Source organism: Pseudomonas sp. Irchel s3h9, assembly GCF_900187475.1.
Lineage (GTDB): Bacteria > Pseudomonadota > Gammaproteobacteria > Pseudomonadales > Pseudomonadaceae > Aquipseudomonas > Aquipseudomonas neuropathica.
Genome location: NZ_FYDH01000016.1, coordinates 40,363 through 52,468 on the forward strand (window position 1 = coordinate 40,363; position 12,106 = coordinate 52,468).

A 12,106-nucleotide genomic window follows, 5' to 3' on the forward strand; every position below is an offset into this window, starting at 1 on the left:
CGGGTCAGACCACATCAATGTTGACCCTTCCGGCCTCTTCGCGAGCAGGCTCGCTCCCACAGGTTATTCCGGCGTGCACGGAGCCTGCTCGCGATGTTGTTTCAGCCTCACTGCATACGCCATGGCCGATCTATCGCCTCTTTTTGCCATTACCCCACTGGCACGCCCACCCGCAATTGTCGGACAGTCCCAGCCCAGAGCCCTCCCGCGACCAAGGCGGACAGGCCCGAGGGTTACAAAGCGTCTTATAAATGAAACACCGCCCTCGGCTATACTCCCCGCATTTCGACTAGGCACGAGGAATCACTGTGAAGAACTGGACGTTGCGCCAACGCATTTTGGCGAGCTTTGCGGTGATTATCGCCATCATGTTGCTGATGGTCGTCGTTTCGTATTCGCGACTGTTGAAGATCGAGGCCAGTGAAAACAGCGTGCGTGATGACGCGATTCCCGGCGTCTATTACAGCTCGATGATCCGTGGCGCCTGGGTCGACAGTTACATGCAGACGCAAGAACTGCTCGGACTCAAGGAAGGTCAGGGGGTTTCCAGCGAGGACGCGGCCGACTACAAGGCTTTCGAGGCGCGTTTGCAGGAGCAGATGGGGAACTATCGCAAGACCATGGCAACCGAGGAGGATCGTGTCGAGTTTGCCGCGTTCGAGAAGTACCACGACGCCTACCTCCAGATTCAGGATGCCGTGCTGGACCTGCACAAGCGCAACCTGGAAGCGGACGCGGTCAGGATGTTCCACGAAAAGCTGACGCCAGCCTGGTATTCCGGGCGCATGAAGCTCAACGACATTATCGGCGAGAACAAGAGAGTCGCCGATCAGGCCATGAACAATATCGACGATGCCGTGGCGGCCGCCAAAGTCAGCATGTTCATTTCCCTGTTGGTCGCCGTCCTGGCCGCCGGCCTATGCGGTCTGTTGCTGATGCGCGCGATCATGGCGCCGATGAGCCGCATTGTGCAGATTCTCGAAATCATGCGCACCGGGGACCTCAGTTCGCGTCTCAATCTCGACCGCAAGGACGAGTTCGGCGCCGTCGAAACCGGCTTCAACGACATGATGACCGAGCTGACTGCGCTGGTATCCCAGGCGCAACGTTCTTCGGTGCAGGTCACCACCTCGGTGACCGAAATCGCTGCCACCTCCAAGCAACAACAAGCCACCGCCACCGAAACCGCCGCGACCACCACCGAGATCGGCGCGACTTCGCGCGAGATCGCCGCTACCTCGCGCGATCTGGTACGCACCATGACCGAAGTGTCCACCGCCGCCGATCAGGCCTCGGTGCTTGCCGGCTCCGGCCAGCAAGGCCTGGCGCGAATGGAAGACACCATGCACTCGGTGATGGGTGCGGCCGATCTGGTCAACGCCAAACTGGCGATCCTCAATGAGAAGGCCGGCAACATCAATCAGGTGGTGGTGACTATCGTCAAGGTTGCCGACCAGACCAACCTGTTGTCGCTCAACGCGGCGATTGAAGCCGAGAAGGCCGGTGAGTACGGCCGCGGTTTTGCCGTGGTCGCCACCGAAGTGCGACGCCTGGCGGATCAGACCGCTGTCGCCACTTACGACATCGAACAGATGGTGCGCGAAATCCAGTCGGCGGTATCAGCCGGGGTGATGGGCATGGACAAGTTCTCCGAAGAAGTGCGCCGTGGCATGTCCGAGGTGCAGCAGGTCGGCGAGCAGCTGTCGCAGATCATCCATCAGGTGCAGGCGCTGGCGCCGCGGGTGTTGATGGTCAACGAAGGCATGCAGGCTCAGGCCACCGGTGCCGAGCAGATCAACCACGCGCTGGTGCAGTTGGGCGACGCCAGCAGCCAGACCGTCGAGTCGTTGCGTCAGGCCAGTTTCGCCATCGACGAACTGAGCCAGGTAGCCGTCGGGCTGCGCAGCGGCGTTTCGCGATTCAAAGTCTGATGAGCGAAATCATCGCCAAACGCAGCGCCGCGCAGGTGGCGAAGCCGGCGTTGTTCCTGCTGTTTCGCATCGGCAGCGAGCGCTACGCCTTGCGCGCCACCGAAGTGGCGGAAGTGCTGCCGCGCCTGCCGCTCAAGCCAATCGCCCGGGCGCCGCAGTGGGTTGCTGGCGTATTTGCCTATCGCGGTGCGGTGGTGCCGGTGATCGACCTCAGTGCGCTGACCTTCGGCCATACCGCCGAGGCGCGCACCAGCACCCGTCTGGTATTGGTCAATTATCGGCCGGATGAAGCGCAACCCGCGCAATGGCTCGGGTTGATTCTCGAACAGGCCACCGACACCCTGCGTTGCCATCCGCAAGAGTTTCAGCCTTACGGCCTCGACAACCGCGCGGCGCCTTACCTCGGCCCGGTGCGTGAAGATGCCCAGGGATTGGTGCAATGGGTACGGGTCAACGACTTGCTCGATGACGCCGTGCGTACTTTGCTGTTCCCCGATCCGCCGCTGAGTCCGGCGCAGCTTGAGGCGCAGGCATGAGCAGCGATCAGCGTTTTTTCGACTTTCTCAAGGAACGCATCGGCCTCGATGTGACGTCGGTAGGGCCGGCGATCATCGAACGCGCCGTACGCCAGCGCACGACACTCTCGCAAGCGGCGCATGCCGATGAGTATTGGCAACTGCTGCAAGGTTCGCGAGACGAACAACAGGCGCTGATCGAAGCGGTGATCGTTCCGGAAACGTGGTTTTTCCGTTACCCGGAATCGTTTGCCACGCTGGGCAAGCTGGCGCGCAATCGCCTCGCCGAGCTGAATAACATGCGTGCGCTGCGCATCCTCAGCCTGCCATGCTCCACCGGCGAAGAACCCTATTCGATTGCCATGGCCTTGCTCGATGCCGGGCTCAAACCGCATCAGTTCAAGGTCGATGGCATGGACGTCAGCCCGCTGTCGGTGGAGAAGGCCCGGCGCGCGCTGTACGGCAAGAATTCGTTTCGCGGCCAGGAACTGGACTTTCGCGAACGGCACTTCACGCCTGAGCAGGACGGCCATCGGGTCAATGACGACGTGCGTGAGCAGGTGCGTTTGCAGGTCGGCAATGTGCTCGATCCGACGCTGCTGGCCAGCGAGCCGGCGTTCGATTTCGTGTTCTGCCGCAATCTGCTGATCTATTTCGATCAGCCGACGCAAAAACTGGTGTTCGAGGTGCTCAAGCGCCTGACGCATTTCGATGGCGTGCTGTTTATCGGCCCGGCCGAGGGCAGTTTGCTCGGACGTTTGGGCATGCGTTCGATCGGTATCCCGCAATCCTTCGCGTTCAGTCGCCATAGCGATCCGCACCCCGAGCCGTTGCCAACGCCCAAGCCCATCGTGGTGCCGGTCAGCCAACCGCCTCGCAGCACGCAGCCAGCACCGGTGCGCACTCGACCGTTTGCCGCCGTAACGCCACTGCCGACCGCCAGCAAAAGTGCCAACCCGGACGCGGCGACCCTGCTGGCCAACATCGCTGCATTGGCCAACGAAGGCAAAAGTGCCGAGGCCCGCGCTGCCTGCGAACAGTATTTGCGCAGCCACGAACCGGTGGCCCAGGTGTTTTACTGGCTCGGCTTGCTCAGCGATGTCGCCGGCCTGACCCTCGAAGCTCAGGGTTTCTACCGCAAAGCGTTGTACCTCGAACCGCAACATCCCGAAGCGTTGATGCACCTGGCCGCGCTGCTGCAGGCTCAGGGCGATACAACGGGTGCCAGACGATTGCAGGAACGCGCCGCTCGCAGCGGCCGCACTGCCGACAGTGAGCGTAAACGATGATCCCGTCCGACACCTTGAACGTCACCCATGAAGACGCCCGGGCGATCGACGATTGCTGGAACCGCATCGGCATTCATGGCGACAAGTCCTGTCCGCTGCTCGACGACCACATTCATTGCCGCAATTGTTCGGTGTATTCCGCCGCCGCCACGCGCCTGCTCGACCGTTATGCGTTGCAGCAGGACGAACGCGACCCGGTGGCGATCGCTGTGGAAAGCGACGTGAAAACCCGCTCGCTACTGATGTTCCGGCTCGGTGAAGAATGGCTGGGGCTGGCGACGCGCAGTCTCGTCGAAGTCGCGCCACTGCAGGCGATTCACTCGTTGCCGCACCAGCGCTCACGCGCATTGCTCGGTGTGGCCAATGTGCGCGGCGCGTTGGTGGCGTGCCTGTCGCTGGTTGAATTGCTCGATCTGGATGGCAACGCCGCGCCAGCCACCGGCGCGCGCATCATGCCGCGCATGCTGATCATCGCCGCCCATGGCGGGCCGGTGGTGGTGCCGGTGGATGAGGTCGACGGTATTCATGCCATCGACGAGCGCATTCTTGATGCCGCCTCGCAGTCCGGCGTGCAAGCCAGTGCCAAATACACCCGTGGTGTTCTGCAGTATCGCGGTCGTAGCCTGCGTTGGCTGGATGAAGAACAGCTGCTGTCCGCCGTGACCCGGAGCCTCACATGACCCCCGAGCAAATGCGCGACGCCTCGCTGCTTGAGCTGTTCAGCCTCGAAGCCGAAGCCCAGACCCAAGTGCTCAGCGCCGGATTGCTGGCCCTGGAGCGCAACCCGACCCAGGCCGATCAACTGGAATCGTGCATGCGCGCGGCGCATTCGCTCAAAGGCGCGGCGCGAATTGTTGGCATCGACAGCGGCGTCAGCGTCGCCCATGTCATGGAAGATTGCCTGGTCAGCGCGCAGGAAGGGCGCTTGTTGCTGCGGCCCGAACATATCGATGCGCTGTTGCAGGGCACCGATTTGCTGATGCGCATCGCTACACCGGCCAATGCGCCGCAGCCGAGCGATATTGAAACTTATGTGGCGTTGATGGCGGGTTTGCTCGATCCGTCGACGCCGCTGGCAGCGTTCGTTGCGCCGCCGATGGCCGAGTTGCAACTTGAAGCGCCGCCCGTATTTGAACTGACGCCAGCGCCGATCATCGAAGCCCCGGTCGAAACCTCTGAATCGGCGCCACGCAAAAGCAAACGCACCACCGAAGGTGGCGAGCGGGTGCTGCGGGTCACCGCTGAACGGCTGAACAGTTTGCTCGATCTATCGAGCAAGTCGCTGGTGGAAACCCAGCGCCTCAAACCGCATCTGGCGACCATGCAGCGCCTCAAACGCATGCAGAACAACGGCTTGCGTGCGCTGGAAAATCTCAACGTGCACCTCAAGGAACACGCGCTGAGCCTTGAAGCGCTCGAAGCCTTGGAAGACGCGCGGCGTTTGCTCGCCGAATCCCAGCAATTGCTGAGCGAGAAAAACGCCGAACTCGACGAGTTCGCCTGGCAGGCCAGCCAGCGCGCACAAGTGCTCTATGACACGGCGTTAGCCTGCCGCATGCGGCCCTTTGCGGACGTGCTGACCGGTCAGGTGCGCATGGTCCGCGATCTGGGCCGCAGCCTCGGCAAGCAGGTGCGGCTGGAGATCGAAGGCGAGAAAACCCAGGTCGATCGCGATGTCTTGGAAAAACTCGAAGCGCCGCTCACCCATTTGCTGCGCAACGCCGTCGATCACGGTATTGAAACCCCTGAGCAGCGTCTGCTTAAAGGCAAATCAGAAGAGGGCCTGATCCGCCTGCGCGCCTCGCATCAGGCCGGCCTGCTGGTGCTGGAATTGAGCGATGACGGCAATGGCGTCGATCTGGAAAAGGTCCGCCGCAGCATTGTCGAGCGGCAGCTATCCCCAGCGGAAACGGCGGCGCAGTTGAGCGAGGAAGAACTGCTGACGTTCCTGTTTCTCCCCGGTTTCAGCCTGCGCGACACGGTCACCGAAGTGTCCGGGCGGGGCGTCGGCCTCGATGCTGTTCAACACATGGTTCGCCAGTTGCGCGGTGCGGTGGTGCTGGAGCAGACGGCGGGCGAGGGCAGTCGCTTTCATCTGGAGGTACCGCTGACCTTGTCGGTGGTACGCAGTCTGGTGGTGGAAGTTGGCGAAGAGGCCTACGCCTTCCCACTGGCGCACATCGAACGCATGTGCGATCTGGCGCCGGAGGACATCGTGCAGGTCGAAGGCCGTCAGCATTTCTGGCACGAAGGCCAGCACGTCGGGCTGGTTGCGGCCAGCCAGTTGCTCAACCGCCCGGCCAGCCAGAACACCGGCGAAACCCTTAAAGTCGTGGTGATCCGCGAGCGTGATGCGGTTTATGGCGTTGCCGTGGAGCGCTTCATTGGCGAGCGCACGCTGGTGGTCTTGCCACTCGATGAGCGTCTGGGCAAAGTGCAGGACATCTCCGCCGGCGCTTTGCTTGACGACGGTTCGGTGGTGTTGATTGTCGACGTCGAAGACATGCTGCGCTCGGTGGACAAACTGCTCAATACCGGGCGCCTTGAGCGCATCGCGCGTCATGGCAATCAAGCCGCCGAGGCGGCGCGCAAGCGGGTGTTGGTGGTCGACGACTCGCTGACCGTGCGCGAACTGCAACGCAAACTGCTGCTCAATCGCGGCTACGACGTCGCGGTGGCGGTGGACGGCATGGACGGTTGGAACGCGCTGCGTTCGGAGGACTTCGATTTGCTGATCACCGACATCGACATGCCGCGCATGGACGGCATCGAGCTGGTCACCCTGCTGCGCCGCGACAACCGCCTGCAATCGCTGCCGGTAATGGTTGTGTCATACAAGGATCGGGAAGAGGACCGCCGCCGTGGCCTCGATGCCGGCGCCGACTATTATTTAGCCAAAGCCAGTTTTCATGACGACGCCCTGCTCGACGCAGTGGTCGAGCTTATTGGAGGAGCGCGGGCATGAAGATCGCCATCGTCAACGACATGCCCATGGCGGTGGAGGCCCTGCGCCGGGCGCTGGCCTTCGAGCCGGCGCATCAGGTGGTCTGGGTCGCCCGCAACGGTGCCGAGGCAGTGCAACTGTGCGCTGAAAATACTCCGGACCTGATCCTGATGGACCTGATCATGCCGGTGATGGACGGCGTCGAAGCCACGCGCCGGATCATGGCCGAAACCCCGTGCGCGATCGTCATTGTGACGGTCGATCGCCAGCAGAACGTGCACCGGGTCTTCGAAGCCATGGGGCACGGCGCGCTGGACGTGGTCGATACCCCGGCTCTCGGCGCCGGCAATGCGCAGGAAGCGGCGGCGCCGTTGCTGCGTAAAATCCTCAATATTGGCTGGCTGATCGGCGACAAGCCGCAACGCTCACGCCCGGCGCCTACACCCCAGCGCAGCTCCGCTTCGTGCAAGCGGCTGGTGGCGATCGGATCGTCTGCGGGCGGCCCGGCAGCGCTGGAAGTCTTGCTCAAAGGCCTGCCCCGTGACTTCTCGGCGGCAATTGTGCTGGTGCAGCACGTCGATCAGGTGTTCGCCGCCGGTATGGCCGAATGGCTGGCCAGCGCCAGCGGCCTCGATGTGCGTCTGGCCCGCGAGGGCGAACCGCCGCAGGCCGGCGCGGTGCTGCTGGCCGGCACCAATCACCATATTCGCTTATTGAAAAACGGCACGCTGGCCTACACCGCCGAGCCGGTCAACGAGATCTACCGCCCCTCGATCGATGTGTTTTTCGACAGTGTCGCCAGTTATTGGAATGGCGACGCGATCGGGGTTTTATTGACCGGGATGGGACGCGACGGCGCGCAAGGGCTTAAGCTCATGCGCCAGCAGGGTTACCTGACCATCGCGCAGGATCAGCAAAGCAGTGCGGTGTACGGCATGCCCAAAGCCGCCGCGGCGATTGATGCCGCGGTTGAAATCCGTGCACTGGAAAAGATAGCGCCACGATTGCTGGAGGTTTTTCCCAAATGAACAGGTTTATCCGCAATCCTGGCCCCCGCAGTACTCAGGTGACCGCCCATGAATGACTTACAGATCGACGACATTAAAACCGACGAAAACGCCGCCATGGTGTTGTTGGTGGACGATCAAGCGATGATCGGCGAAGCGGTGCGCCGTGGGCTGTCGAATCAAGAAAACATCGACTTCCACTTCTGCTCCGACCCGCAGCAGGCCATTGCCCAGGCGGTGCGGATCAAACCGACGGTGATTCTCCAGGACCTGGTGATGCCCGGCCTCGATGGCCTGAGCCTGGTGCGCGAATACCGCAATCACCCGGCGACCAAAGACATCCCGATCATCGTTCTGTCGACCAAGGAAGACCCGCTGATCAAGAGCGCGGCGTTTTCGGCCGGGGCCAACGATTATCTGGTGAAACTGCCGGATACCATCGAACTGGTGGCGCGCATCCGCTATCACTCGCGCTCGTACATGACCTTGCTGCAGCGGGATGCCGCGTACCGCGCGCTGCGGGTCAGCCAGCAGCAATTGCTCGACACCAATCTGGTGCTGCAACGGCTGATGAACTCCGACGGCCTGACCGGGCTGTCCAACCGCCGCCACTTCGACGAGTACCTGGAACTGGAGTGGCGCCGCTCGCTGCGGGATCAGACTCAATTGTCGCTGTTGATGATCGACGTCGATTACTTCAAGTCCTACAACGACAGCTTTGGTCACGTTGAAGGCGACGAAGCGTTACGCAAGGTCGCTACGGCGATCCGCGAGGCCAGCGCACGACCGTCGGATTTGCCGGCGCGTTATGGCGGTGAGGAGTTTGTGCTGGTGCTGCCGAACACCTCGCCGGGCGGCGCGCGGCTGGTCGCGGAGAAACTGCGCCAGACCGTGGCATCCTTGAAAATCCCGCACAACACCCCGGCGGAAGGGGCGAGCCTGACCATCAGTATTGGCCTGGCGACCATGGTGCCGCAGGCGGGTAGTGATTGTCGGTTGCTGATTTCGGCGGCGGATCGTGGGTTGTATCTGGCGAAGAACAGTGGGCGTAATCAGGTTGGGATCGAGTAACGGCTTTCCCCTCACCCCAGCCCTCTCCCCGAGGGAGAGGGGGCCGACGGAGGTGTCTGGCGCTGTACATCGACCTGATCGAACGAATCGATTATGGATCTTCAAGCTTGGCAGTTCCGGATTCAGCTAAGCCCTTTCACGTCGGCGTATCTCCCGAACACCCCCAATCAGTCCCCTCTCCCTCCGGGAGAGGGCTAGGGTGAGGGGCAGGCCCATGCGCCAATTTCCGCCTGAAATCCTTGGCGATCATGGATTCGGCAAAGCCCTTTCACGTCGGCGTACCTCCCGAATATCCCCCAATCAGTCCCCTCTCCCTCCGGGAGAGGGCTAGGGTGAGGGGCAGGCCCATGCGCCAATTTCCGCCTGAAATCCTTGGCGATCATGGATTCGGCAAAGCCCTTTCACGTCGGTGTACCTCCCGAACATCCCCCAATCAGTCCCCTCTACCTCTGGGAGAGGGTTAGGGTGAGGGCAAAGGCTTTAATGATCCCCACACCCGCCAGACGGGCTGCCGTCACAGCCTGATTACGTTATACTCGCCGGCTTTCAAAAGTTCGCCAACGAGTGCTGCCCGTCATGGAAATCAACCCGATCCTGAACACCATCAAGGACCTGTCCGAGCGCTCCGAAACTATTCGGGGGTATCTTTGACTACGATCAAAAGCATGAGCGTCTGACCGAAGTCAATCGCGAGCTTGAAGATCCGAGCGTCTGGAACAAACCTGAATACGCCCAGGAACTGGGTCGCGAGCGCGCTGCGCTGGCGCAGATCGTCGATACCCTCGACGAACTGAACGGCGGTCTGGCCGATTGCCGCGACCTGCTGGACATGGCCGTCGAAGAAAACGACGAAGGCGCAGTGGGCGATGTCGTCGCCGAGCTGGCCCGTCTCGAGGAAAATCTGGCCAAGCTGGAATTCCGCCGCATGTTCAGCCATGAAATGGACCCGAACAACGCGTACCTGGACATCCAGGCCGGTTCCGGCGGCACCGAAGCCCAGGACTGGGCCAACATCCTGCTGCGCATGTACCTGCGCTGGGCGGATAAACGCGGTTTCGACGCGACCATCATGGAACTGTCGGCCGGTGAAGTCGCCGGTATCAAAGGCGCGACCGTGCACATCAAGGGCGAATACGCCTTTGGCTGGCTGCGTACCGAGATCGGCGTACACCGTCTGGTGCGCAAGAGCCCGTTCGACTCCGGCAACCGTCGTCACACCTCGTTCTCCGCGGTTTTCGTCTCGCCAGAGATCGATGACAAGGTGGAAATCGAAATCAACCCGGCAGACCTGCGGATCGACACCTATCGTTCCTCCGGTGCCGGTGGTCAGCACGTAAACACCACCGACTCGGCCGTACGTATCACTCACGTACCGACCAACACCGTGGTCAGCTGCCAGAACGAACGTTCCCAGCACGCCAACAAGGACACCGCCATGAAAATGCTGCGGGCCAAGTTGTACGAGCAGGAAATGCAGAAACGCAACGCCGCGTCGCAAGCGCTGGAAGACACCAAGTCGGACATCGGCTGGGGTCACCAGATTCGCTCGTACGTGCTCGATGCGTCGCGGATCAAGGATCTGCGCACCAACATCGAACGCAGCGACTGCGACAAGGTACTCGACGGCGATATCGACGAATATCTGTATGCCAGCCTGAAATCGGGCCTGTAAAAGACGCAATACAGCATCGGCTGATTCAGTACGATCCCTGTAGGAGCCAGCCCTGCTGGCGATCCCCGGGCCGCAAGGCCCGGGGGCAACGAACCTGATGGAATATCTAAAGACATGAGCGACCAACAACTCGACCCGCAAGCCCTGCAACAGGAAGAAAACTCCCTGATCGCCCTGCGCAAGGAAAAGCTGGCTGCCGAGCGCGCCAAGGGCAACGCCTTCCCGAACGACTTCCGCCGCGAAAACTACTGCGACGCACTGCAGAAACAGTACGCGGACAAGACCAAGGAAGAGCTCGCAGGGGCTGCAATCCCGGTCAAGGTTGCCGGTCGCATCATGCTCAACCGTGGGTCGTTCATGGTGATCCAGGACATGACCGGTCGCATTCAGGTCTACGTCAACCGTAAAACCCTGTCGGAAGACACCCTGGCCGCGGTGAAAACCTGGGACATGGGCGACATCATTGCCGCCGAAGGCACCCTGGCGCGTTCCGGCAAGGGTGACCTGTACGTTGAAATGACCAGCGTGCGTCTACTGACCAAATCGCTGCGTCCGCTGCCGGACAAGCACCACGGCCTGACCGACACCGAACAGCGCTACCGCCAGCGCTACGTTGACCTGATCGTCAACGACGAAGTGCGTCAGACCTTCCGCGTACGTTCGCAAGTGATCGCGCACATCCGTAGCTTCCTGATGAAGCGCGACTTCCTCGAAGTCGAAACGCCGATGCTGCAGACCATTCCGGGCGGCGCTGCGGCCAAGCCGTTCGAAACCCACCACAACGCGCTGGACATGGAAATGTTCCTGCGTATCGCGCCGGAGCTGTACCTGAAGCGTCTGGTGGTCGGTGGTTTCGAGAAAGTGTTCGAGATCAACCGCAACTTCCGTAACGAAGGCGTTTCGACTCGTCACAACCCGGAATTCACCATGTTGGAGTTCTACCAGGCGTACGCCGACTACGAAGACAACATGGACCTGACCGAAGAACTGTTCCGCGAACTGGCGCAGTTGGTACTGGGTAGCACCGACGTGCCGTACGGCGACAAGGTGTTCCACTTCGGCGAGCCGTTCGTACGTCTGTCGGTGTTCGACTCGATCCTCAAGTACAACCCTGAGCTGACCGCCGATGATCTGAACGACATCGACAAGGCCCGCGCCATCGCCAAGAAGGCCGGCGCCAAGGTGCTGGGCTTCGAAGGTCTGGGCAAGCTGCAAGTGATGATTTTCGAAGAACTGGTCGAGCACAAACTGGAACAGCCGCACTTCATCACCCAGTACCCGTTTGAAGTGTCGCCGCTGGCCCGTCGCAACGATGACAACCCGAACGTCACCGACCGCTTCGAGCTGTTCATTGGCGGCCGTGAAATCGCCAACGCCTACTCCGAGTTGAACGACGCGGAAGACCAGGCCGAGCGCTTCATGGCGCAGGTGGCCGACAAGGACGCCGGCGACGACGAAGCCATGCACTACGACGCCGACTTCGTTCGCGCGCTGGAGTACGGCATGCCGCCAACGGCCGGTGAAGGTATCGGTATCGACCGTCTGGTGATGTTGCTGACCAACTCGCCGTCGATTCGCGATGTGATCCTGTTCCCGCACATGCGACCGCAAGCGTAAACGTTTCAGTTAAAAAGCCGCCTAAAACAGGCGGCTTTTTATTGCCTGTCTGGTACAAAT

The 12,106-nt window shown here is 61.4% G+C and carries 9 protein-coding genes; all 9 read left to right on the forward strand.

Annotation, left to right across the window (positions count from 1 at the left end):
* The first annotated feature begins 308 nt into the window (after nt 1–308).
* The 9 genes from CKW26_RS23640 (at nt 309) to lysS (ending at nt 12,046) form a co-directional block, all read left to right on the forward strand.
* On the forward strand, nt 309–1,931 hold the full coding sequence (locus CKW26_RS23640; protein WP_095050364.1) for a methyl-accepting chemotaxis protein: 1,623 nt from the start codon (nt 309–311) through the stop codon (nt 1,929–1,931).
* Nucleotides 1,931–2,467, forward strand: coding sequence for a chemotaxis protein CheW (locus tag CKW26_RS23645; protein ID WP_095050365.1), 537 nt, complete (start codon nt 1,931–1,933; stop codon nt 2,465–2,467). Before CKW26_RS23640 ends, CKW26_RS23645 begins: the two co-directional genes overlap by 1 nt.
* Nucleotides 2,464–3,735: a CheR family methyltransferase gene (locus CKW26_RS23650; protein WP_095050366.1), complete on the forward strand. Its 1,272-nt coding sequence runs from the start codon at nt 2,464–2,466 to the stop codon at nt 3,733–3,735. The genes CKW26_RS23645 and CKW26_RS23650 overlap by 4 nt, the downstream gene beginning before the upstream one ends.
* Nucleotides 3,732–4,415, forward strand: a complete 684-nt coding sequence (locus CKW26_RS23655) for a chemotaxis protein CheW (protein WP_095050367.1) — start codon at nt 3,732–3,734, stop codon at nt 4,413–4,415. The genes CKW26_RS23650 and CKW26_RS23655 overlap by 4 nt, the downstream gene beginning before the upstream one ends.
* Nucleotides 4,412–6,700 carry a hybrid sensor histidine kinase/response regulator gene (locus CKW26_RS23660; protein WP_095050368.1) on the forward strand — a complete coding sequence of 763 codons (2,289 nt, stop codon included), beginning with the start codon at nt 4,412–4,414 and terminating at the stop codon, nt 6,698–6,700. The genes CKW26_RS23655 and CKW26_RS23660 overlap by 4 nt, the downstream gene beginning before the upstream one ends.
* Entirely contained in the window at nt 6,697–7,707 is a 1,011-nt protein-coding gene (locus CKW26_RS23665) for a chemotaxis response regulator protein-glutamate methylesterase (RefSeq protein WP_095050369.1), read from the forward strand. The genes CKW26_RS23660 and CKW26_RS23665 overlap by 4 nt, the downstream gene beginning before the upstream one ends.
* Before the next feature lie 48 nt (nt 7,708–7,755).
* On the forward strand, nt 7,756–8,757 hold the full coding sequence (locus tag CKW26_RS23670; protein WP_095050370.1) for a PleD family two-component system response regulator: 1,002 nt from the start codon (nt 7,756–7,758) through the stop codon (nt 8,755–8,757).
* Nucleotides 8,758–9,333: 576 nt separating this feature from the next.
* Nucleotides 9,334–10,429 (forward strand): peptide chain release factor 2 gene (prfB, locus tag CKW26_RS23675; RefSeq protein WP_102900567.1). Its coding sequence is split into 2 segments (ribosomal slippage): nt 9,334–9,405 and nt 9,407–10,429, totalling 1,095 coding nucleotides; the frame shifts between segments, so codons are not numbered across the junction.
* Between the two features lie 114 nt (nt 10,430–10,543).
* Complete coding sequence (gene lysS / locus CKW26_RS23680) at nt 10,544–12,046, forward strand: lysine--tRNA ligase (RefSeq protein ID WP_095050371.1); 1,503 nt, start codon at nt 10,544–10,546, stop codon at nt 12,044–12,046.
* The last annotated feature ends 60 nt before the right edge of the window (nt 12,047–12,106 follow it).